This window comes from Streptomyces justiciae (assembly GCF_015163075.1).
Lineage (GTDB): Bacteria > Actinomycetota > Actinomycetes > Streptomycetales > Streptomycetaceae > Streptomyces > Streptomyces justiciae.
In genome coordinates this window covers 90607-114009 of record NZ_JADDXU010000015.1, presented here as the reverse complement: position 1 = coordinate 114009, position 23403 = coordinate 90607, and the positions used below count along the sequence as shown (strand labels likewise).

Annotated in this window: 19 protein-coding genes; 11 read left to right on the top strand and 8 right to left on the bottom strand. The window is 70.1% G+C overall.

Annotation, left to right across the window (positions count from 1 at the left end):
* Positions 1–57: 57 nt before the first annotated feature.
* Complete coding sequence (locus tag IQ210_RS34175) at positions 58–954, bottom strand: helix-turn-helix transcriptional regulator (protein ID WP_194083061.1); 897 nt, start codon at positions 952–954, stop codon at positions 58–60.
* Between the two features lie 123 nt (positions 955–1077).
* Here IQ210_RS34175 and IQ210_RS34170 point away from each other — a divergent pair, with 123 nt between their 5' ends.
* The 4 genes from IQ210_RS34170 (at position 1078) to IQ210_RS34155 (ending at position 3667) form a co-directional block, all read left to right on the top strand.
* Positions 1078–2100 (top strand): zinc-dependent alcohol dehydrogenase family protein, encoded by a 1023-nt coding sequence (locus IQ210_RS34170; RefSeq protein WP_194083060.1) that lies wholly within the window; start codon positions 1078–1080, stop codon positions 2098–2100.
* Between the two features lie 130 nt (positions 2101–2230).
* Positions 2231–2611, top strand: a complete 381-nt coding sequence (locus tag IQ210_RS34165; protein ID WP_194083059.1) for a DUF2255 family protein — start codon at positions 2231–2233, stop codon at positions 2609–2611.
* A gap of 87 nt (positions 2612–2698) precedes the next feature.
* Positions 2699–3466: an SDR family NAD(P)-dependent oxidoreductase gene (locus IQ210_RS34160; RefSeq protein WP_194083058.1), complete on the top strand. Its 768-nt coding sequence runs from the start codon at positions 2699–2701 to the stop codon at positions 3464–3466.
* 51 nt (positions 3467–3517) lie between these two features.
* Positions 3518–3667 (top strand): hypothetical protein, encoded by a 150-nt coding sequence (locus IQ210_RS34155; protein ID WP_194083057.1) that lies wholly within the window; start codon positions 3518–3520, stop codon positions 3665–3667.
* 211 nt (positions 3668–3878) lie between these two features.
* On the opposite strand, the gene fxsT is transcribed toward IQ210_RS34155, so the two are convergent.
* Positions 3879–6317, bottom strand: a complete 2439-nt coding sequence (fxsT, locus tag IQ210_RS47990) for an FxSxx-COOH system tetratricopeptide repeat protein (protein ID WP_194083056.1) — start codon at positions 6315–6317, stop codon at positions 3879–3881.
* Positions 6318–6834: 517 nt separating this feature from the next.
* Between fxsT and IQ210_RS34145 the strand changes: the two genes are divergently transcribed.
* A complete protein-coding gene (locus IQ210_RS34145; protein WP_322657319.1) occupies positions 6835–7527 on the top strand; it encodes a response regulator transcription factor in 693 nt (230 codons plus the stop codon).
* Complete coding sequence (locus tag IQ210_RS34140) at positions 7524–8975, top strand: HAMP domain-containing sensor histidine kinase (RefSeq protein ID WP_194083055.1); 1452 nt, start codon at positions 7524–7526, stop codon at positions 8973–8975. Before IQ210_RS34145 ends, IQ210_RS34140 begins: the two co-directional genes overlap by 4 nt.
* A gap of 201 nt (positions 8976–9176) precedes the next feature.
* Here IQ210_RS34140 and IQ210_RS34135 read toward each other — a convergent pair whose 3' ends face one another.
* The 4 genes from IQ210_RS34135 to IQ210_RS34115 all read right to left on the bottom strand — a co-directional run bounded on the left by IQ210_RS34135 (position 9177) and on the right by IQ210_RS34115 (position 13040).
* The gene (locus IQ210_RS34135; protein WP_194083054.1) at positions 9177–11330 is read right to left on the bottom strand and encodes an MMPL family transporter; all 2154 of its coding nucleotides are present in this window, start codon (positions 11328–11330) and stop codon (positions 9177–9179) included.
* 86 nt (positions 11331–11416) lie between these two features.
* Entirely contained in the window at positions 11417–11830 is a 414-nt protein-coding gene (locus IQ210_RS34130; RefSeq protein ID WP_407699732.1) for an aromatic-ring hydroxylase C-terminal domain-containing protein, read from the bottom strand.
* 213 nt (positions 11831–12043) lie between these two features.
* Positions 12044–12214, bottom strand: coding sequence for a hypothetical protein (locus IQ210_RS34125; protein ID WP_194083052.1), 171 nt, complete (start codon positions 12212–12214; stop codon positions 12044–12046).
* 235 nt (positions 12215–12449) lie between these two features.
* Positions 12450–13040 carry a TetR/AcrR family transcriptional regulator gene (locus IQ210_RS34115; protein WP_194083051.1) on the bottom strand — a complete coding sequence of 197 codons (591 nt, stop codon included), beginning with the start codon at positions 13038–13040 and terminating at the stop codon, positions 12450–12452.
* Between the two features lie 85 nt (positions 13041–13125).
* Between IQ210_RS34115 and IQ210_RS34110 the strand changes: the two genes are divergently transcribed.
* A complete protein-coding gene (locus IQ210_RS34110; RefSeq protein ID WP_194083050.1) occupies positions 13126–14025 on the top strand; it encodes an alpha/beta fold hydrolase in 900 nt (299 codons plus the stop codon).
* Between the two features lie 46 nt (positions 14026–14071).
* On the opposite strand, the gene IQ210_RS34105 is transcribed toward IQ210_RS34110, so the two are convergent.
* Positions 14072–14353 (bottom strand): hypothetical protein, encoded by a 282-nt coding sequence (locus IQ210_RS34105; RefSeq protein ID WP_194083049.1) that lies wholly within the window; start codon positions 14351–14353, stop codon positions 14072–14074.
* A 368-nt stretch (positions 14354–14721) separates the two neighbouring features.
* Between IQ210_RS34105 and IQ210_RS34100 the strand changes: the two genes are divergently transcribed.
* Complete coding sequence (locus IQ210_RS34100) at positions 14722–15069, top strand: DUF6401 family natural product biosynthesis protein (protein WP_194083048.1); 348 nt, start codon at positions 14722–14724, stop codon at positions 15067–15069.
* Positions 15070–15176: 107 nt separating this feature from the next.
* Here IQ210_RS34100 and IQ210_RS34095 read toward each other — a convergent pair whose 3' ends face one another.
* Positions 15177–15986, bottom strand: coding sequence for a mechanosensitive ion channel family protein (locus IQ210_RS34095; protein WP_194083047.1), 810 nt, complete (start codon positions 15984–15986; stop codon positions 15177–15179).
* A gap of 801 nt (positions 15987–16787) precedes the next feature.
* On the opposite strand from IQ210_RS34095, the gene IQ210_RS34085 reads away from it, so the two are divergent.
* Genes IQ210_RS34085 through IQ210_RS34075 form a run of 3 tightly spaced genes read left to right on the top strand, consistent with a single transcriptional unit; the run spans position 16788 to position 23096 of the window.
* Positions 16788–22154, top strand: coding sequence for a CHAT domain-containing tetratricopeptide repeat protein (locus IQ210_RS34085; protein WP_194083046.1), 5367 nt, complete (start codon positions 16788–16790; stop codon positions 22152–22154).
* 23 nt (positions 22155–22177) lie between these two features.
* Positions 22178–22468, top strand: a complete 291-nt coding sequence (locus IQ210_RS34080; protein WP_194083045.1) for a hypothetical protein — start codon at positions 22178–22180, stop codon at positions 22466–22468.
* The gene (locus IQ210_RS34075) at positions 22443–23096 is read left to right on the top strand and encodes a hypothetical protein (RefSeq protein WP_194083044.1); all 654 of its coding nucleotides are present in this window, start codon (positions 22443–22445) and stop codon (positions 23094–23096) included. The genes IQ210_RS34080 and IQ210_RS34075 overlap by 26 nt, the downstream gene beginning before the upstream one ends.
* Positions 23097–23403: the final 307 nt, after the last annotated feature.

Below are 23403 nucleotides of genomic sequence, written 5' to 3'. Positions count from 1 at the left end.
GAGGCGGACGTGCCCCGACCGGTTCGGCGCCGGCACTCACCGGCCGGGGCAACGCACCTACGTGTGACGAGGGCGGATGCGGCGTGCGTCGTCGCTGGTGGTCTGCGGCTGTTTCTGCGTTTCGGCCCAGGTCGCGAGCAGGGTGAGGGCGTCTGCGCTGGGTGTTCCGGGGGCCGCGGTCCAGGTGGTGATGGTGACGTGTGGGTCGCCGGGCAGGGCGAAGTCGTCGTAGGCGAGTTCCATCGTGCCGACGACCGGGTGGTGGACGACCTTGCGTCCGCGGGTGTGGAGGCGCACGTTGTGCTTGGCCCAGCGGGTGCTGAAATCGGTGCTGCGGGTGGAGAGTTCGCCGATGAGTTCGCTCACCTGCTTGTCCAGCGGGTCCCGCCCGGCCGTCGCGCGCAGGATCGCGACCAGCAGGTTCTTCGCCTCCTCGAGGTCGTCGTAGAAGGCCTCGGCGCGCGGGTCGAGGAACACGTACCGGGCGAAGTTCGGTGGCTGCTTGCTGGCGGGGAACAGGTCGGTGTACAGGGCGCGGCCCAGGTCGTTGGCCGCGAGAACGTCGAGGCGGCCGTTCTGCACCACGGCGGGAACGCTCATGGAGTCGAGGACCTGCTGCACCGACGCGGTGATGGGCGAGGTGGGCCTGGGGCGCCGGCGGGACGTGCCAGGGGCGACGCTGCGTGCCAGGTCGTAGAGGTGGGCGCGCTCGTCGTCGTCGAGTTGCAGCGCACGGGCGACGGCGTCGAGAACGCTCTCGGACGCGCCGCCCAGCTGCCCGCGCTCCATGCGGGTGTAGTACTCAACGCTGAGGCCGGCGAGCATCGCGACTTCCTCGCGCCGCAGTCCTGTGACGCGACGGTTGCCTCCGACGAAGGGCAGACCAGCCTGTTCAGGCGTGATCCTCGCCCGGCGGCTCATGAGGAAGCCCCGGATCTCCTGCTGAAACTCCATGGCCTCAAGGCTAGGACGACTGTTCCCGATGTGGGGGTCCCTGAGAGTGCCTGGCAGTCGCCCGCGAGACGAGGGACGGTGATGAGACACCCCAGAAGATCCGTATGAAAAGGAATGCTGCAAGTGCGTGGAGCTGTCATTCATGCCCCGGGCGATGTCCGGGTGGAAGAGCGCGAGAACCCCACGATCGTCGCGCCGACGGATGCGATCATCCGCGTGTCCGCCGCCTGCGTGTGCGGTTCGGACCTGTGGGACTACCGCGGCATCAACGAGGTGGCCCAGCCGACCCCGACCGGCCACGAGTACGTCGGCGTGGTCACCGAGATCGGTGACGAGGTGAAGGACATCGCGGTCGGTGACTTCGTCGTCGGGTCATTCTTCGCCTCGGACAACACCTGTGAGATCTGCCAGGCCGGCTACCAGTCCCGGTGCGTGCACGCCGAGTTCGTCGGCGCGGGCGGGGCGCAGGCGGAGTACCTGCGGGTGCCGCTGGCCGACGGCACCCTCGTCGCCACCCCCGGAATGCCGGACGACGACCTGATCCCCTCGCTCCTGGCCGCCTCCGACGTGCTCGGAACGGGTTGGTTCGGCGCCGTCGCGGCCGAGGTGGGGCCGGGCAAGACCGTGGCCGTGGTCGGTGACGGCGCTGTGGGCCTGCTCGCCGTGCTGGCCGCGAAGCGGTTGGGCGCGGAGCGGATCATCGCGATGTCGCGGCACGCATCGAGGCAGAAGCTCGCCCTCGAGTTCGGCGCGACCGACATCGTCGAAGAGCGCGGTGACGAGGGCGTGGCCAGGATCAAGGAGCTCACCGGCGGCTACGGCGCCCACAGCGTGATCGAGGCCGTCGGCACCCAGGAATCGATGATGCAGGCCATCCGCTCCACCCGCCCCGGCGGGCACGTGGGATACGTGGGCGTGGCCCACGGGGTGGAGCTGCCGGGCGAGGAGCTGTTCTTCGCCAATGTCCACCTGCACGGCGGCCCCGCTCCCGTGCGCCGGTTCCTGCCCGAGCTGATCCAACTCATCTGGGACCGCGAGATCGCCCCGGGCAAGGTCTTCGACCTCACGCTCCCGCTCGATCAGGTCGCGGAGGGATTCAGGGCGATGGACGAGCGCCGCGCCATCAAGGCCCTGCTCAAGCCCTGACCCCGCACTCCCCCTCCGGGCGCCCAACGCATCGACTGCACGATGTCGGCTGCCCGCGCGAACGCATCGACCTCGAATTCCCCCGTGTGAGAGCACGGTCTGACGACAGACGAAAGAAGCCCTGATCCAGATGACCGCTTGGTCCTCAGACGACATCGCCCGGATCGCCGCCGCCGATGACCTTCACATCGCCCCGTTCCGGGCAGATGGAGTCACTCACGGCACCCTGACGTGGATCTGGTCCGTCGTGGTCGACCGACGCCTGTTCGTGCGTGCCTACAACGGCCCGGACTCCCGCTGGTACAAGTCCGCGATGAGCCGGCATGCCGGCCGCATCACCGCCGCCGGCTCCGCCTTCGACGTCACGTTCGCCGCCGCGGACCCGTCCCTCGCGGAACAGATCGACGCGGCCTACCGCACCAAATACGCCGGCAGCCCGTACCTGCCGCCGATGGTTGCCCCCGGCCCTCAGGCCGCGACCGTCGAGATCACCCCGCGACAGGCCGCCTGACTCCCCCTTTCCAGCCGCCCTCGCCCGGGACCTCGAACACCCTGGGCAGGCCGCGGAACCCCATGTGACTCGACAGGAGAACACACCATGAACCCCACCTACGACTTCTCCGGGCAGGTGGCCCTGGTCACCGGCGCCGCCTCCGGCATGGGCCTGGCCGCCGCCCGTGCCTTCGCCGACTCCGGCGCCGCCGTGGTCCTGGTCGACCGCGACCCCACTGCCGTCCGCAAGGCCGCCGAAGAGATCACCGGCAGCGGCGGGCAGGCGCTCGGTGTCGTCGGCGACGTCACCGACGAACAGCAGATGGAAGCGGCGGTGCGGGCCGCAGTGACCGAGTACGGCCGCCTGGACATGGCGTTCAACAACGCCGGCATCCAGGTAGATCCGTCCGACGCGGCCGACGAGACGGCCGAGGACTTCGACCGGGTCAACGCCGTCAACCTGCGCGGCGTCTGGGCGTCGATGAAGCACGAGCTGCGCCAGATGCGTGAGCAGGGCAGCGGCGCCATCGTCAACTGCTCCTCGTTGGGCGGGCTCGTCGGGCTGCCCGAGCGCGCCGCCTACCACGCCTCCAAGCACGGCGTCATCGGCCTGACCCGCAGCGCCGCGGTCGAGTACGCGCCCCGCGGCATCCGCATCAACGCCGTGTGTCCTGGCGTCATCGAGACCCCGATGGTCGCCGGCATGCTCGAGGGCCAGGCCGAGGCCATGGCCGGGATCATCAAGGAGCAGCCCATCGGCCGCCTGGGGAGTGCGGACGAGGTCGCCGCGGCCGTTCTGTGGCTGTGCAGCCCCGGCGCCAGCTTCGTCATCGGAACGGCTCTTCCCGTCGACGGCGGCTTCACCGTCCACTAATACCGCGCCGGACACCCCCCTCCTCCGCCGCCGGCGGACAGGTGACGGAGCATGGAACCGTTGTTCAGTTCCGGCGAGCGCGCCCGCGCCGTACTGCCCTACCAGAACGGCATCTACGTCACCTCCACCAACACCTCCCCACGCGCAGCCGAGGGGGCCAAGTCGGTGGACCGCCTGCTGTGGATCAGCGCCGCGTCATAACGAGGCCCGCCGGCCACGACGACAGGCCGCGACTTGCCGGGCGCTTCCGGCAGAACCGGGCAGCCCGATTCCAGCGCGGAACCTTCCTTGCCGCGCATCCCGGCCGTCTCCGCGGGTGGCTGCTGCTTCGGACGTAGATGACGTCGGCGGCGATGAAGGGCGCGCCGCTCGTCAGTGAGCAGCAGGAACTCCGTCAGGGCCTTTCCCCTTTCTACAAGTGAGTGGGGGGTGTGGGCCGTCGAAGCGACCAGGTGGGTGGGGTGGCTTGTGCGGTGGCCAGGTTGGTGCGGGCACTTGCGGTGTAGGGGTGGTGGGGGCCCAGAACGCGCTCGTAGTCGGCGAGAACGACACGGAGACAGGTGATCGCGCGGGATCGTCTGCGGGCGGCCAGGAGTGCCAAGCCGAGGTTGCGGCGGGCGTTGAGAGTCTCGAAGTGATCAGCGCCCAGGACACGTTGACGGTCATGGGCGCAGGCGGTGAACAGTGCCAGAGCGGTGGCGTGATGGCCGACTGCGCTGTGGGCGCGGGCGAGGAAGATACGGAGACACAAGGTCTCAGGGTGGTCGCTTCCCAGCTCGGGTTCGGCGCGCCGAAGCAGGCGGTTGAGCTCGGCGATGCCTTCATCGGTGTGGCCGGCACTGACCAGTGCACGGGCGCGGTGGCGGCCCCACCACAGCCCGACTTCTTGGCCGGTGCCCGTCAGATGGGCGAAAACTTGTTCGTACAGGGCGAGTGATTCGGCGTAGCGCCCCATCCGCTCATACATGCGGGCCAGTTCGCCGCGAGCGTTGTTGGTCGAGGGGTGGTCGGGGCCCATAGCACGCTCGTTGTCGGCGAGGTTCTGCTCGAACAGCGCCAGGGCGGTTTCGTTTTCCCCTTTGGAGCGCAAGGTACTGGCCAGGTTGACCTGGGCGTACATTGTCGTCTGGTGATCGGGGCCGTTGATCCGCAGGCTGTCCGCCAGGTTGCGCCGGTGCAGGGCCTCCGCCTCGTCCAGCCGCCCGGCCGCCTCCAAAACGTAGCCAAGGGAGTTGACCGCGTTGAGAGTGCGAGGGTCGTCCGGGCCGAAACGCTCCCGGTGGGCGGCCGCGTATCGTTCACGCAGCGGTATGGCGCGGTCGTAGCGGTCCGCCACCTGATACGCGTAGGCAAGCGCGGCCGTCGCCCCGAGAACCTTGTCGTCCTCTGGTGACGCAAGGCGCGTGTGCTCGGCCAGCACCTCCATGCCCAGGTTGCAGGCCCGCAGTACCTCGGCCCGGTCGACGAGCAAGGCTACGGCGGCCCGGTGCAGGTCCATCAGGGTGCGCCGGGTCTCGTCACCGAGCGGTTCGGCCGCTGCCCACAGGGCGAGGATGTGATCCGTGAGCCCCCGGTCCGCCGCCTCTCGTCTCGACCGGTCGTCCGCGTGCCCCAGCAGCCGGTGCAAGGCCTCGGCCGCCTCCACAACGCGTTCGGCCAGGCGGCCGTCCCGCAGCAGCCGATCACGGATGATCCGCTGAACCAGCCGGTGCATCAGGATCACATCGCCGTCCAGACTCAGGCTCACCACTGAGGCCTCGGACAGCATCCCCACCACACCGTCGACTTCGGCCGCTTCCCGGTCTGCCAGGGCCGTTTTGAGGTCCTCCCGGTACACGCCGGAGGGCGACAGCAGCGCGATGAACTCAACTACGCGGCCCACGGTGAGGGCGTGATCACCGGTCTCCACCTGCCGGATGGCCATGAGCAGAGCTTCCGCCGCCCCGTGAGGATAGGGCTGGCCCGGTACGCGCCGCATCACCTGCCCGACCTGGTGACGGCGAAACCGCTCCTGGTACTCGGCGAACGTCAGTCTCTGAGCACGGATCACCGCGGCCGCTTGGGCCAACGCCAGCGGAAGGCACCCCAGTTCCTCAGCCAGCCCTTCCGCATCGCGGGCGGCGTCATCGTCTTCCGCCACCCCTGTCGTCTCCCGTAGGAAGCGGGCGGCCTCCTTTCGGCTGAACACCTCAATGTCCACGCAGGTGCCGAGGTGGGCCACGGAACGCACCGTACTGGTGATCAATGTGTGGGCCGGGCCGAACCGGGGCAGCCACCTCGCCACCTCGTCCGGATCCACGACGTTGTCCAGCACCAGCAGCGCAGGCTCTTGCAGTTGCTCCAGCCAGCGCCGCGCCGCAGCGGCGGCCAGTTCGGAGTCCTGGACGCCGCCCTTGACGCCCGCGGCGTCCGCAAGCTCGTCCAGCCCGGCCACGACCTGGCCCGGTTCCTCCGCCACGATCCAGGCCACGACACGCCACCCGGCGTCGATCCGAGAACGGGCGCAGGCCCCGGCCAGCTGTGTCTTGCCCACCCCCCGGCCGCCGGTGAGGGCACACACGACCGCCACGCGGTGCTGCTCCATGGCCTGATCGACTGCTTCGAGGAGTTCGGCACGCTCCTGGAAGCCGGGCGGCTCGCGGGGAAGGGGTCCGACAACAATGGTGCCCTCAGATCCGGGGACAGGGGCCGGCTCAGGCCCCGTTGACCGGGGCTCACGGGCCGCGTACCACCCTCCGGCACTGAGCACCGCGGCACTGGCCGAAGACGCGAAGGCGAGAACGGCGTCCTGCTCGGCTCCCGCGAACGTCAGCGCGACCCAAGGCAGCGCAAAGGCGCCTGCTGCGGACACAACCACCACGGTCCACCGAACTCCATGCCCCACAGCAGCCCCCCGGTCGACGTGGTTCGCCGGAAGCAACCGGCATGCCTATGGTGCCCAACTACCGAACGGGCCACCATGCGCCGTCACCGGGACACAGCCCGAACTCAACACCTTGACCAGACAGGCGCGCGGGCAGGCGCGCCCCCGGAGGTCCCGCGGCAGCGGCCGGCGTTAGCGGACACCGCAACGAGCACGCCCGCCCCGTGATGATCTCGCCCACCACAGCCATCGCACGGCGGCCATCGCGGCTGCGGCGCCCCCGCTGCCGGCTCCCGCAAGCAGGCGCGGGAGCCACCCGGGACGCCGAGCGCCCGTGACCGGCGTGAACGATGTACTTGTCCGGTTGCCGGGTGCGATGCCGGTCATCTGGTCCTCCCCTCAGGTATCCGTAAGGGCGCGGTCCCCAGCGACGCTCTAATTCTGGTTTCAGGTTGATCGAGGACAATGAGCGGCAAAAACATGGACTGGAAGGGAGCGGGCCGGCGTGCGGATCATGATCGCGGATGATGAAGCGGCCATCCGGGATTCGCTGGAGCGGGTGCTCCAGGTCGAGGGTTACGACACCAGCACCGTCGCCAACGGTTTCGCCGTGCTCGACGGGATCGGTGGGGCCGACGGCGACACGCTGGATCTGCTGATCCTCGACGTGATGATGCCCCGCCTCGGCGGGTTGGAGACCTGCCGGCGGTTGCGGGCCGCGGGTCGGGATCTGCCGGTGCTGATGCTGACCGCCCGCGACCAGGTCTCCGACCGGGTCACAGGGCTGGACGCGGGCGCCGACGACTACCTGCCCAAGCCGTTCGCCACCGAGGAGTTGCTGGCCCGGGTGCGGGCCCTGCTGCGCCGGCGCACGCCGACCGACGAAGAGTCGCAGATCCTGTCGTTCGCCGACATCCGGCTCGATCCCGACAGATTCGAGGCGTGGCGGGGCGGGCGACCGCTGCGCCTGACCCGGACCGAGTTCTCCCTCCTGCAGGTCCTCATGAGCAACGCGACCCGTGTCTTGACCCGCGACGCGCTGTTCGAGGCGATCTGGGGCTTCGACATGAGCGCCACCGCCAACAACCTCCAGGTGTACGTGAGTTACCTGCGCCGCAAGATGGAGGCCGAGGGTGAGCGGCGATTGATCTACACGCTGCGCGGCCTGGGTTACGTGCTGCGGGAGACGCCTCCGTGAGCAGGCCCGCCGACCGGGAACCGCGTCGGCTGATCCGATGGTGGCGCCGGCGGTCCCTGCGGGCCAGGCTGACGGTGATCGCGGCGACGGCCATCGCGCTCAGCGTGTTCGTGGCCTTCCAGGTGGCCAGCGAACTACTGGGCTGGGAGCTGAAGGACAGCGCCGAGAACCAGCTGCGCGCCGACTCCCGGGTTATGGCCGCGAACGCGCAGCGCGCCGGTCTGGCGCAGGTCGAGCTACCGCCGTATCCCGGATCCGGTCGGCTGGTGCGGATCATCCTGCCCGACGGCTCGACCCGGACGCCGGCCGGTCAACCCGCGCTGCCCCCCGTCAGCGAGAACGCCGAGCGCGTGGCGCAGGGCGCGTCGGCCGACCTGATGGAGTCGAACGACAGCGACGAGGACGGCTACCTCATCTACACGGTGCGGGTGGGCGGCGGCGCGGTCCAGGTGGCCCAAGTCGCCGACGACAGCCCGATCAACCGGTTCGGGTTCGGCATGCTGCTGATCGGGCTGCTCTGCGTGATCGGCGGCGCCCTTGTCGGGCGGACCGTGGCACGGACCGGGCTGGCACCGATCGACCGGCTGACCGCCGCCGCGGTACGTGTCGCGCACACCCGGGACCTCGACGCCGACATCCCGGACGAGGGCGGTGGGGAGATCCGGCGGCTGATCCAGTCGATCAACGACATGCTCGCCGCGCTCCGGGACTCCCGGCAGGCCCAGCGGCTGCTCGCCGAGGACGCCGCCCACGAGCTCAAGACCCCGCTCACCAGCCTGCGCCTCAACGTCGAGCTGCTGATCCGGCTCGATCGACGCGGCACCCTGGACAGCGCACTGCCCGCGGAGAGCCGGACCCGGCTGCTCAACGATCTCGGCGCCCAGGTGGCCGAGTTGAGCACCCTTGTCGCCGAACTGACCGACCTGGCACGCGGTGACGTCAGCGACGAGAACACCGAACTGCTCGACCTCGCCGACGTGGTGGCGGCCGCCACGACCCGGGCACGGTCCCGCACACCCGACATCGAGGTCGCACTCGACGTGACCTCCGTGTGGGTGAGCGGGCGTCCCGCTGCGCTCGAGCGGGCGGTGCTCAACCTCATCGACAACGCCGGCAAGTGGTCCCCCGCGTACCAGCCGGTCCAGGTCCGTCTCGGTGCCGAGGGCTCGTCGGCGGTGCTTGAGGTCGATGATGCCGGACCGGGCATCGACGCCGCCGACGTACCGCGGGTGTTCGACCGGTTCTACCGTGCTGACAGCGCCCGGGCGTTGCCGGGGTCCGGTCTGGGGTTGTCGATCGTGCAGCGGGTCGTCGACGCCCACGGCGGCCGGGCCACCGTCGCCCGCTCCGCACGCGGTGGCGCGCTGCTCCGGGTCGACCTTCCGGCCGCGGCCCCTCCCGCCCCGATCGCTCGGCTCACCGCCGGGGAGGACACCGAGGTCCACTGACCCGCCCCAGTTGGATGCCGCAGGACAAGGAACGTCTCGGACAGGACCCCGCGCGGCTCGTCGTCGGGGCAGGACACCGCGATGCGCTGACTCCAGCCCTGGCGTGTGACGCAGGATCAAAGGGCGGTGACCGTCGGGCCCATGAAAGAAATCCGGGACAGGCCTTGGTCCCCGTCCCGGATCTCGTCCGTGCCGCCGCACTCACCGTTGCAGCGCGGCCTCCTCCTCGTCGTCGGCGAGCGGCTGTTGACCGTCCGGCAGCTGTGCCGCCGGGCGGGACAGCCGGCTCGGCCACCAGATCCGCCGGCCGATCAGCAGGGTGAGGGCGGGCACGAGGACCGACCGCACCAGCAGGGCGTCGAGCAGCACGCCGAACGCCACCAGGAACCCGACCTCGACCAGCATCACCAGCGGAAGTGTGGCGAGGACCGCGAACGTGGCCGCCAGGACCAGGCCTGCCGAGGTGATGACGCCACCGGTGGCCGAGAGGGCTTTGAGCATGCCCTCTCGGGTGCCGAGACGCACGGTCTCCTCCCGGGCCCGGCTGGCCAGGAAGATGTTGTAGTCGACGCCGAGCGCCACCAGGAACAGGAATGCCAGCAGCGGCACCGAATAGTCGACACCCTTGAACCCGAGGATCGTGTCGAAGACGAACACACTGCCGCCGAAGGCCGCGGCGAACGACACGATCACCGTGGCCATCAGGACCAGCGGCGCCAGCATCGCGCGCAGCAGCAGCCCGAGGACGATCAGGACGACGGCGAGCACCAGCGGGATCACCAGCTTCTCGTCGCGCTCGGTGGTCGCCTCGGTGTCGAGGTTCTCCGCACTCGGCCCGCCGACGATCGCCTCCGCCCCGCGCACCGCGTGCACGGCGGTGCGCACCCGCTTGATCGTGTCGTACTCCGCGGCGGTGTCCGGCGCGTCCTTCGGGAACACCGAGATGTTGGCCCAGCCACCGCTGGTCTGCTCCGGGATGGCCAGGGCCACACCGCGCGTGTCCTTGACGATGTCGAGCACTCGCTTCTGGTGCGCCGGCCGCGTGAAGACCGTCATCGGCTGGCCGCCGAGCTCCGGGAAGTGCTGGCGGAGAACGGTGAAGCCGGTGACCGACTCCGGCGCGGACAGGAACTGGTCCTGCTCCCGCAGGGCGCCGGTGTTGCCCGCCAGCCCGAGGGCGAGCACGCCGAGGACTCCGAGCGAGCCGAGCGTCGCCACCCACCGGCGGCGGCTGATGGCGGCGCCGAGCCGCCCCCACAGCCGCGGCTTCTCCTCCACGGCCGTGCTGAACCGCGGGATGGCCGGCCAGAAGATCCGCCTGCCGAGCACCACGAGCACCGCCGGAAACAGCGTCAGCATGGCCACCAGCGCGCACAGGATGCCGGCCGCACCGATCGGCCCCAGCCCACTGGTGCTGTTCAGGTCCGCGACGAGCAGGCAGAGCAGGCCGGCGACCACGGTGGCCGCGGACGCGACGACGGCCGGAGCCGCGCCGCGCAGCGCGTGGACCATCGCGACCCGGACGTTCTCATGGTGGTGCAGTGCCTCCCGGTATCGAGCGATGAGCAACAGCGCGTAGTCCGTGCCGACGCCGAAGACCAGGATCGTCAGCAGCGCCGAGTTCTGGTCGTTGACCACGATGCCGAAGCCCTTGACGAGCAGGTAGACGGTCCCCATCGCGGTCAGTGCGGCCGCGCCCACGGCCAGCAGCGGGATGATCCACAACACCGGGCTGCGGTAGGTGAGGATGAGCAGGAGCGTGACGACGACGATGGTGGTGAGGAGGACCTGCACGTCGATGCCGTCGAAGACGGCGTCCATGTCGCCGTCGATCGCGCCCGGGCCGGTCACATCGAGTTCCAGGCCGGAGGGGCGGTCCTTCGCGGCGTCACGCAACGGGCCGACGATCTCCTCCGGCGCACCGTAGGCCGTGCTCACGTCAAGGGTGAACATCATCGCCTTGCGGTCGGTGGAGAGGCTCAGCGGTGAGCCCTCGTCGTCCGCGCCGGTCGCCGCCGTCTCCGTCGGCGGGTACCGCTTGGCGAGGGTGCTGTAGTGGCGCGTGACCGTCGCGCGGTCGGCGGCGGTCATGCCGCCGGCGCGGTGGTACACGAAGACGAACGTGTTGCTGTCACCCCCGGGGAGACGGTCGTCCAGCACCGCCACCTTGGTGGACTCGGCGCCGGCCGGCAGGGTGTCCACGGCGCTGTCGGTGGTGACCGAGCTCAACTTTCCGCTCAGCGGCACCATGCCCGCCGCCAGCACCAGCCATAAGCCGATCACCAACCACGGCACCCACCGGCCTGCCAACCGACCGGCCGGCGCTCCCCCGGACGGCGCTGCGTCGACTGCCATCACTAGCCTCCTACACACGGGTTGCATCACTTGCCTGGACGCCGACTTCCTACGGAGCGAACCTGAGACGACTGTTAATGCGCTGCTCAGGCCGGTTGGCCGAACCACGTGTTCAGCGCACGCACCAGCGTGGTGGCGTCGAGGTCCTGCCCGGTGGGCAAGGCCCAGGCAACACAGCTGTCGGGCCGGATGAGCAACCCGTCGACGTCCACCCGATCCGCGCGTGCGGTGACGGTGTTGACCCGTCCGCTCCACGCGGCCGCGGCGATGCGGACCTCCGCGCGGTCGACGAGGTCGAGCACCAGCCGCAGGTCCGCCGACCGAGTCACCGGGGTGACGAAGTCCGGGTCGGGCCGCTCCAGCGTCAACTTCATGTCCGGGCACAGGGTGCCGACGAACCCGGTGGTCGTAGCCGGTACCGGGCGTCCATGCCGGCGAGCGGGTCGGCGACGGACCGGGGGACGTCGTCGAGATCCATCAGGTCGGAGAACATCTCCCACGGCGCCCTCGTCTGCGGGCCGGGTCGCATCAGGGCCCTGTCAGGCTGGCGAGACGAATCCGCAGCGACCGGGTGGTGCGGCTGCCAAGGCCCTCGATCACGGAGTGTGCATCGCATCGGCGGTGACGACGACGCCGCGCAGTCGAGCCGGTCCAGCAGCGGGGCGAAGGCGCGGGGATCTCGTTGCTCTTCGCGGCGACTTGGCGCTGGGCGATCACAGTCTGGCCGCCGTGCAGCGCGGCGGCGAGCAAGTGGACGGCCATGCCGTCGGTACGGGATCCACGCACAGCCTTGCCTCGACGGCCAGGCCGATCAGTGTCTCGCCGGGTTCGTCCACCGGGTCGGCTGCGTGCCGGGCGAGCCAGGCGCCCACGATGTCGTCCAAGGCGTCGCCGTCCAGACGAGCGAGGAGTCGTCCCAGTGTGCAGGCGTTCGGTGCGCTGGAGGCGAGTCCGAGTTGTTCGCGCAGGCTGGAGTCGTATCGGCGGAGAAGCGGGCGATGGCGGCCAGGGACGTGCCTCCGCCGAGTACGGCGACCAGGCACAACGCGAGCAGCGAGCCCAGGTGGTAGCGACGGCCGCGGACCCTGCCCGGATCGGGTATCCGGCTTGATATGCCAGCTATCCGACCGGTCTCAGCGCCCGCGCGAGCGCGTCGACGGTCACCCCGACGATCGCCCGGAGTTGCTCCGGGCTCGACCCGGCCCTGCCCATCACCGCGAGAGACTGGTTCACGGCCGCTACGTGTACGGCGAAGTCCTCGGCGTTCTCGTCGGACATTCCGCCGGCCTTCAGCGCGGTGCGCAGGCGCGGGCGCTGTAGGCCGAACAACTCTTTGACGTGCGCTGCGACGCTCGGGCTCAGCGCGGGACTCGCCATGACCGACTGGGCCATCAGGCATCCGTCGGGCACGGAGGGGTCGGCGATGCGCCCCAGGGTGACGTCGAAGAACGCACGGACGGCAGCGACGGGGTCCTCGGCCGCGCACGAGAGGGCCGCGTCGAACTTGTCGCCGTAGCGCGTGGCGTAGCGATCCAGGCAGCGAAGGAAGAGCGCGTCCTTGTCGCCGAGCGAGGAGTAGATCGAGCTGCGGTTCAGGCCGGTCGCCCGGGACAGGTCGTCGAGCGAGGTGTCGGCGTAGCCGGAGCGCCAGAACTGGATCATCGCGGCGTCGAGCACCGTGTCCATGTCGAACTGCTTCTTGCCTGCCATGCGACCCATCCTCTCATCTTGAACTAATCAGTTCAAGATGTGCTAGCGTCGCATCACGGTCCACCCGCCTCGATGGAGGATTCCCATGACCAACCCCGTCCCCGGCCTGCCCCTGCATGACCTGGCCGGATTCACGCACCACTGGGTTGACGCCGACGGCGTCCGCCTGCACGCCGTCGAAGGCGGTCGGCCGGACGGACCGGCCGTCGTCCTGCTCACCGGGTTCCCGCAGACGTGGTGGGCCTGGCGAAAGGTCATGCCTGCTCTCGCCGACCGGTTCCGGGTCATCGCGATCGACCGGCCGGGCCAAGGCAATTCCGAGCACCCGGAACTCCGCTACGACACCCACACGGTCGCCGCGCACATCCAGGCCGCCGTGAACGCTCTCGGCGTACGGAACTACTGGCTCGCCGGGCACGACATCGGCGCCTGGGTCGCCTTCTCCCTCGCCCTGAACCACGAGAGCCGACTGCACGGGGTCGCGCTGCTCGACGCCGGAATTCCCGGTATCACCATGCCCGAAGCGATTCCTCTCGACCCGGCTCTGGCGTTCAAGACCTGGCACTTCGCGTTCCACGTGGTGCCCGATCTTCCCGAGACGCTGATAGCCGGCCGCGAGCGGGAGTACATCACCTGGTTCCTGAAGACCAAGTCCCTCGCGCCCGACGCGTTCGAGGAAACAGAGCTCGACCACTACGGCGCGGCCCTCGCCGTCGATGGCGGCCTGCGCGCCGGCCTCGCGTACTACCGCGAGGCCGCCGAGTCCGCGCGCAAGAACCGCGCAGCACTCGAGCAACGCCGACTGACCACGCCCGTCCTCGGAATCTCCAGCAGCCACGGCTCGATCCCGGATATGGCGGCTTCCATCAGCCCATGGGCCGAGAACGTGACCGGCGTCATCGTGCCCGACGCCGGTCACTACATCCCCGAGGAGCAGCCCAAGGCCATCGCCGCCGCCCTCACCGACTTCTTCAGCGGCCGTTAGTGCTCCAGCAGGAGGGCGATCCCCATTGCCGTCGGCGGCCCGCCAGTCACAGACCCGCTCCGCGCGCCCACGGACGTGCCGTGAACCGCACCTCGCCCCGCTTGTGCAGACAGCCCCGGGCGGCGAGCTTGGTCATCTTCGCCCGCAAGGGTTCCAGCTTGCCGTGCACCGAGGCATCCAGCCCCAGCCGCTCGCCGACCACCCTGACCTGCACCGAGCCATCCGCCTCCCGCACGATCCCCAGGATCTCGCGGTAGCCGCCGGGCAGCCCGACCTGGTCGGCCGCGCCGCCGCGGTGCGGGATGAGCAGGACTGCCCGCTCGGCCACCTCCGCCGATCCCGGAGCCACAACGCCGCGATTTCATGCGGCGCGAGGGTCCACAGCCCCGTCGCAGGCGTCGAGGTCGACTGTCGGCCAGCCGGACGACTGAGTGGCGTACGGCAAGACCGGGGCCGACGGTCCGCGGCAGCCTCACGCCCCTCCGCCCTCCGGACACCCAACGGCAATCGCTGCGGCAGGGAGCTGCTGCGCCAGCACTACCGCACATCGCCGCACCATCAGTGAATCGCCGACGAGTTCGACGAAGCGCGCATTGTCGCGCTGGAAACGCCCCCGGCCGGTTCCATGCCGCACGTGACACACATCATGGCTCTCGCAGTGCCTGATTCCCACGAGCCACAATTACGGTTGCCCGCATGTCCCCTCTGGCCAAAATCAGCAGCGCGTTCGAACCGCGATTCGCGGAGTTCGCATTCGAGCCTGCTTTCACGGCCGCCGTGGACCAGCATGTCGCCGAGATACGTGATCGCCTGTCGGCAGCCCACAGCGGGCTGTTTCCCCCGCCGCCGCCACGCGACGTCCTCACCGACTACGCCCTGGGCTTTCTCGACGCCCTTGAAGAGATGGACTGGCGCGAGCCGGTCGGCCACGACTACGCCGTGTGTCGTCTGACCGCCATCAGCTGGCTCGCCCTGCGCCACGACCTCCTGGCCGCGGACGATGAATACGGCGACCCTTCCAGCAGCGCCAACGGTTTGACCTGAGCCCAGGTATCCCGGCCCGCCGTGCAAGCGCCGGCACCCCACCGGCCGAGACGCGGAACCGCCGGCGGCCCGCTCGGATCGGGCCGCCGGCGGTTCCGGGTCACGCGTCACATACCCGTCGGACGGTCCATGCCGGTGCCCGGGTCCCCCATGTCACGGCCCATCTGGGTCCGCTCCCCCGAGGGCTGGTGACGCATCGCGTCCTCACGGCCCGCCTGATACGCCGTCGCGCCGCCCCGATGCCGCTGCGTCTCCGCCTCGGCCGCCGTCAGCATGCGTTCCATACGCTGCCGCATCGGCGTGATCATGCCCCCACCGACACCCACGATCAGGATGCCGGCGATGGTGGCGAGCGCCGCGACCAGCAGCGACTGGACGACGTTCTCCGCGATGCCGGCCTGGCTGAGCGCGGCGATGACGCCGAGGGCGACGATCGCTCCCCACAGGATGGTCGCGACGGTGTTGCCGTAGGACGCCGAGGACAGGGCGCCTTGGACGATCGTGCGGACCGCGTTGGCGATGGCCATCGTCACCACGACGAGTACGACGGCGACGATGCCGCGCGGCAGCCAGGCGACGATGCCATTGATCGTCGAGCTGACCGGGTTCGGCCCGAAGACTCCCAGGGCGAGCTGCAGCGTGATCAGCATCAACGCGTAGTACACGACCTTGCAGATGATGCCGGTCAGGTCGTACGTCGAGTTCTGGAGCATCCGCGCGGTACCCGCTCGCTCGGACAGGCGCTCGGAGCCCACCTTGCGCAGTACCCGGTCGAGGATCTTGGCGATCGCCTTCGACACGAACCAGCCGATGGCGAGAACGACCAGGAAACCGATCAGCTTCGGCACGAACGTCGCGATCTTCGACCACGCGTCATTCAGGCCTTGGGTGAAGTCGATAGCGAGGGTGTTGGTCATGGGACGCCCTTCCTTCGGGTCGACGGCGGGTTCCCCACTGCCTAGTCCAGGGGGCCGGAAGACCTGAGGCCTCGATTTGCTACGCCATACGGTGCAACAGCTCCCCCGGCCCGTCTGAAGGGCATCTCATCGGCTCGCCCTCGGATTCGGACGGCTGGGTGACAGACAGGAATGTGACCTCTCGTTCATGGTCGGCACACGGGACTCGGCAGCCGTAGCAGCGACCGCAGGAGAGATGGCGGTCACGGGCCGGGAGGCACGGCCCCGGGACACCAGGTTCAGGCTGTCCCCTTCCCTGCGAAAGGGGCGGTGGCCCCACGCCTGCCGAAAGATCGGCGGGAGCAGCCCGTCGCCCGGCCAGAACCTCCGCTGGGCGACGAGGCCGGGCCGGCCTCGACGACCTCGCGGATCTGGACGGTGGCCACCGCGGCCACCATCGCATACGCCCAGCCGGGCACCATCTGCTGTTTGCCCTCACCCCGACCGTCCGCAGCCCTCAGCAACGGCGTCGACACCAGGACCCCGTGCCCGCGGCGGTGCTCCGGGGCGAGCGTCAGATCGCCGAGCGTCCGCACCGACCCGTCCGTGCACCAAGGCGTCGCACAACTCGAACAACGCGTCGCCCCGGGCAATCAGACATGCGTACAACTCCGCCCGGCCCGCTTCCCGAAGCCCGCTGCGGGACGGAGCTTCGGCTGAATGACCGAGCATCTGCGGTCGATTCAAGAAGTCGGACCCACCCCCTCCAGGCGACTTCGCTGAGTAATCTGTCGTCACGGGAAGCGGGCGAACGGGGCGCTTATGTACGGGGTCGAACTCGCTGAACTGACAGCGCTCCTCGATGACTGGCTGGCGCTGGAGGGGGACCCGGATCCGCTGGCACCCGAGGTGTCGAAGCGAGCCGAACGGCTCGCAGTCCTCCTGGATCGTGGCGACTTGGACCCGGTCGCGGCGACGACACTGGTGCGCTACCTCTGGCGGCGATTCTGGCGGCTGCCGGTCGGCACCGGCATGCCCGTGCTGCGTTCCGCGACGACCCTGGCCATACGTTTGCCGGACGAACGACGCGCGGAACTGCCGCCACAGCTGCGGACCTTACTCGCCGTCGACCCGTCCGGCGACGCCGATCGCTGGGCGGCGGCGGGCCTCACCGGGAACCCCGCCCCGGACCGCTCGATCGCGCTGCTGGGCGTCGCGGCGCAGCTGACAGCAGCCGACTCGGCCGAACGGGCCGCGCATCTGGGCAACCTCTCCAACGCCTACTACCGGCGCTTCCTCGAAAGCCAGAGCCTCGAGGACCTGGACGGCGCGATCTCTGCGCTGCGGGAGGCGTCGACTCTCTTCGGCACAGGGTTCCACCAGCTGCCCGACCTCCTCTTCAACCTGTCGCTGATGCTGCGCACACGGTTCCGGGCCCGCGGCGACGCCGCCGACCTCGCCGAGGCCATCGACCGCGCCCGTAGCTCCGTCGAGCTGGCACCGGACCGCGCCGAATTCGTGTCCGGACTCGCGCTCTCCGTGCGGCTGCGCTATGAACAGACGGGCCGCACCGAAGACTTGGACGAGGCCATCGGCCATGCCCGGCGGGCCGCCGCGCTCGTGGGGCCGCACCATGAGGAAGCCCGAATCGTCCTGACCGACCTCGCCTGGCTCCTGGCTTACCGCCACTCCCTGACCGGGGAGGGGCTCGCCGAGGCCGTACGTGTCGCCCGCGACGCGGCCATGCCCGTACTGGCCGTGTTCGGCCGCGATCCAGAGGCGGACGCGCAGTACGAGGACACCCTGGAGGTCCTGCTCGAGCTGCTCACCCGGCAGTATCAGCAGGACCAGGACCAGCGTGACCTGGACGATGCGCTGCGCGCCGTCACCAGCCTTCTGTCCCTGGCGCCCGGCCGACCCGCATATCTGCGCACGTTGCGGTCCCTGCTGCTGTGGCGGGCCGTGCGCGACCAGAACCTCGCCGATTTGAGCGCGGCCGTAGACACGGGACGCGAGATCCTCGCAGCGGACGACGGCGAGAACGCGAAGGAGGACACCAGCGCCCTCGCGCGACTGCTCCTCACCCGCTTCGAGGCGACCGACGACCTCGCGGACGCCGCCGCAGCGGCGCTGCTGTGGTCGCACCGGCTCGGGGGCGTGCCGGGACGCCGGCACCCGCTGGCCGCGCGAGCCCGACAGGTCCTCGAGCGGATCGCGGACACGGCCGATCCGCGGGATTTGTCCGACCGGTTGCTGAGCGAACCCGGGCTTGCGGCGATGCCGCTCGGCACCGCGCAGGATCTGGGAGCGCTGTGCATGTTCGGCTGGCTCCTCTGGTTGCGGGCCTACTACCAGCAGGACGACGCAGCGGCGGATCGTGACCGACAGCGCGCCGCGGAGCTGTTCGCCCCCGTCCACCAAGTCGACGCGGCTGCGGTGCCGGAACCGCTCGCCGAGTACTTCGAACGTTCCGCCGCCCAGGACGTCAGTGCCCGCCTCAACAGCGCGGGCATGAACCGGCTGCATGAGTACGAGCGGACCGAGAACGCCGAGGACGCTTTGGAGGCGATACGGCTGCTGCGCCGAGCGGCACAGACCGCTGACCATCCTGCCGACGAGGCTGCCGCGGCCAACAACCTGGCCATCATCCTGACCGGCCTGCCGCCCGAGCTCGCCACCGAGCAGCTGCTGCGCGAGGCCGTAGGGGCGGCCCGGCGCGCGGTCGAGTTGAGCCCGGCGGACGAGCCGTACTTGCCCGGCAGACTGTCCAACCTGTGTGTGACCCTGTGCAGGTGGTACGACTTCACCGGCGATCCGCAGGACCTCGAGGACGCGATCACCGCCGGCCGGCAGGGTACCGACCTGACCCCGGAAGATCATCCGAGTGCGGGCATGCACTGGGGTGGTCTGGCCCGCGCCCTGGCACGACGCACCGACCCTGCCGACGAACAGCTCCACGAGACCGTCAACGCCTACCGGCGCGCCATCGACCTCCTGCCTGGCGGCCATCGTGCCCGGCCCGCCGTACTGCTGTCCTTCGCCACCTTTCTCACCGACACGCGTCTGGCCTCGGACGAGCCGGCCGCGATCGCGGCCCTGCGCGAGGCAGCGGGACAGAGTGCGCCGGGTCCGCTGCGCGCACGGATCCTGGGCGTGCTCGTCGCGAGTCTGCGACGAGCGTCGGAGTTCGGTGAGGCGATCGACCGTGCCCACGAGTTGCTGAGGCTGACGCCCGCCGGAAGCGCTCAAGCCCAGTCTCTGGCCGTGGAGATCGCGGGCATGGCCCAGGCCGACGGCGACCCCGACGCAGTACGACGCGCTGCCCAGGCCCTTCTCGCGAACGTCCAGGTTCCCGCGGTGGCCGAGCCGGTCACCCCGGCACAGCTCGCGGTGATCGGCCTGACCCTCCTGTCCTTCGCCGACACCCTGGCGGACCAGTCCCTACGCGCCAGTGCGCTCACCGCGTTGCGCAACGCGGTGAGCGCCGCGCACCCCGACGACCCCAGGCGCACCGCATACCAGGCGGCACTCGTCACCGCCCTGCGCGAGAACTACCTGCGCACCCGCGACGTCACACTCCTTCGCGAGGAGATCGAGCTGGCGGACGAGGTCCTCGCGCGGACCCCCGACGACGACCCGGAACTCCTGCTGCGCCTCGAGGCCGGTACCTGGGTGCTACAGCGCCTGCACAGTGATCTGGGCGATCGCAGCCGCCTGGACGACACACTCGACCGCGCCCAGCGGGCCGCCCGGCACCCGGACTCCGACTGGTTCGCCCAGCTGACGCTCGCCGAGGTGCTCATTGAACGCGGCCGGGTGGCCGGCGACGTGGACCTGATGGAGCGGGGCATCCAGATCGGACGCGAGTACCTGCCCGCCGGCCCGCCGGAGGACGAGGATCAGCGGCGTGCGCTCGGCAACTTCGCGACCGGCCTGAGCGAGTACTACACCTATACCGGGGCTTCGGAGGTCCTGGACGAGGCCATCGCCTTGGCCCGCCGGGCCGTTGACGGTCGTGGCGGCCACCTGACCGGAGCCAGGAACACCCTCGCCCAGTGCCTGTCCCTGCGCTACGAGCACACCGGCGACGCTGCCGACCTGCGCGAGAGCGTACGAGTCGGGCGCCAGGCAGCCGCAGCCGTACCGGTCGGCTATCCGTATCGCGGGCTCTACCTCGACAGTCTCCGATCTGTGCTCCAGACTCTGGGCGAGCTTGACGAGGACATCGACCTCCTCAACGAGGCCGCCGACACCGCACGGGCGGCCCGGGCCTGCGCCGTGGACAATCCCGCCTTCGCCATGCTCGGCGCGATCGGGCTCGCCGAGACCCTGCTCTTGATTCACCGACGCACCGGCGACGCCTCGCCGCTGACCGAAGCCCGACGAGCCCTGGAGGAGGTCCTGCCCGGCAACGACGACCACCCAGGCATCGACCGCATGCGGCACGTCCTGGCCCAGGTCCTCGTCGCCGAGGCCGAGCAGTCGGCCGACGCCACCGGCCTCGAACGGGCTCGGCGGCTCGAGGCGCAGGTGGCGACGGCGGAATCCGGGACGAACCACAACCGGCTCATCTCCGCGAAGGCCTGGGCGAGCCTGGCCATGCGGCTTGAGGACCCGGAAGACGCACTGCGCGCCTGCGAGACGGCGGCCGGTCTGCTGCTCGTTCACGTAGGCCCGGCATTGCGGCGGGCCGACCGGGAGCTGGGCCTGCGCGACAGCTCCTGGCTGCCACGGACCGTGGCCGCCGCTGCGCTGTCGGCGAGCCGCCCCGAGCGTGCCGTGGAGCTGCTGGAGCAAGTGCGCGGCATCCTCATGGCAGAGGCCCTGCACGCCCGCCAGGACCTCAGCGCCCTTCGCGCCCTCGCCCCCGATCTCGCCGAGGAGTTCACGCAGCTGAGCGCCCGGCTGGCCGCCGGGCACCGCGACCACGAGGCGGTCGCGGCCCCGGGCAGCCTTCAGGCGGTACAGGACCGGATCGAGGCCGCGCGCCGGTGGCGCCAGGTCGTGGACCGCATACGTGAACTGCCGGGGCACAGCCGCTTCCTGCGCCCTCCGTCCATCGACGCCCTTCAGGAGGGCATCGACGGGGCGATCGTCGTGGTGACCACCAGCGAATGGCGTTCCGACGCGCTGATCCTCGACGGGCACACGGTGACCACAGTCGACCTGCCCGGGCTGACCGTGCAGAATGCCGTCAGCCGCACGAACACCTATCTCGTCGCGCTCCAGGAGGTACAGCGCGTCCAGGCGGAGGCGGCGACCGCGAGTGCCGAGGCCCAATCCGGCGATCTCGCCGCGCTCCAGCGCCACCAGGCGGCCGGCATGGCCGTCGTCCGCGCCCGGGCGGCAATGGAGCGGACCCTCACCGACACCCTCGAATGGCTGTGGGACACCATCGCCGCGCCGGTGCTGCACCACCTCGACCCCCAAGGGACACCGCGTGTCTGGTGGTGCCCCACCGGCCCGCTCACGCTCCTGCCGCTGCACGCCGCGGGCCGCCACCCCGACGGGTCCGTGATCGAACGCGTCGTCTCCTCCTACACGCCGACCATCCGGGCGTTCCAGGCCGCGCGCTCGGCCCCCGCACCGATGGACCCGGCCCGGTTGCTGATCGTTGCCCTTCCCGAGAGCGAGGGACAGCAGCCGCTTCCCAACGTCGCACGCGAGCGCGACCTCCTCCTGAACCGGGTGCACGCCACACAGCGCACGCTCCTCGAAGGTGCCGCCGCGACCCGCGAGGCCGTACGGCGGGAGCTGGCACACCACTCCTGGATCCACTTCAGCTGCCACGGAGACCAGGATCTGCGTGATCCATCGCGCGGCGGGGTGCTGCTGAGCGACGGCGTGCTGTCCATCGTGGACATCGCCGGGACGAGCGGGCACGCCGAGCTGACGCTGCTGTCCGCCTGCAAGACCGCCACCGGCGGAACCGAACTCACCGACGAGGCCATGACCCTCGCCGCAGCCCTGCACTACAGCGGCAGCCGCCACGTCATCGCCACACTCTGGTCCGTCTACGATCCGGTCGCAGCCGACATCTCCGATCAGGTCTATCGCCACCTCCTGCACTCGGGGCGGCTCACCGCGCAGAACACAGCCCGCGCGCTGCACGAGGCCATCGGGCACGTTCGCCGGACGTCGCCCCGTCACCCGAGCACATGGATACCCTTCATCCACATAGGGCCTTGAGGCCCTCGTCGAACGGACCGGACGTGATACTGCCCTACCTGGAGACGACCGAGCCCGGTTTCGCCGACTCGGCGGCAGACACCTTCGTCATCCATGAGCACGGCGTCGGCTTACGGATCCTGTGCGGCCCGTGCCCCCGCTGTTCCGCGCCCATCGACATCCCGCTCTTCCAGGAGACCGTGAAGGGGACCCGTTCCCACCCGTCCACCGCCACAAGCGGCATCGAGACGGTCATGTGCACGTGCCAGGAGCCACACGAGGGACGACCGGAGGGCAGGGTGGGGTGCGGTGCCTACTGGAACTTCCTCCTCTGAGCCGCCGGGACAGCCCGTACGCCGGCCGAGGCCCGGTCCGCCGGCGACCACCACTGATCTGCGGCGCGCGCAGTACCGCGACAGTGTCGTACGCACCGAACTCACGCGGGTACGCGCCACGGCACTGGCATGGCGCAACGGGCTCGGCGCGCTGCTGGCGGGGCTGGTCGGCTTCGGCCTGGTCAAGGGCCGGTCAGACGTGTCCACCCTGGCCGACCCGGTCGCAGCCATGGTGGGACTGCTCCTGCTGCTTGCCCTCGCCGCCGGAACCGTCGGCGCGCTCAAGCTCCTGCACTCCGCCCACGGCCGACCCCGCGTCATCGCCCTCAACGACCTGCTGCCCGAGGCCGTCGCCCAGCACCATGAGGCCCTGAACGCGGCACGGAACCTGCGTCACGGCATCATCGCCACCCTCGCGTGCGCGGCCCTGCTCGTCTTCGCCGTCGCGGTCACCTGGTACGGCCCGGCCAAGGGCGATCCACTGCTCAGGCTGACGACATCAGACACCACGGTCTGCGGAACCAGCGCCCGCGTCACCGCTCACGACATGGTCCTGATGACCGACAAAGGAGAAGAGATCATCCCGCTCGATACCATCCGCAACCTGACACCCGTGGAAAAGTGCTGAGCCCAAGCCATTCAGCTAGGTCTGCCTCGATCTTGGCGTTGTGTGTGTCCTGCTGGGCAGGGGCTGTTGGCAGGTGATGGCAGACGACGGTCCAGCACCTCGGGATGTTCTGAAGGGTGCCGAGGATTTCAAGAGGGTGAGTCCGGTGCGGGAACTCCCCTCGCGAGCCGTTGCACCAGGTGAACAAGCTGGGTCAGGAAGCCGTTCACAGCTTGGAGACGCTCTTCGCGCAGAGGGAGGTCGTGGACAGGGCAGCCGGGAGGTGTCACACGCGCCGCCCAAGTGGCGGGTCGCACTCGGGAGCAGC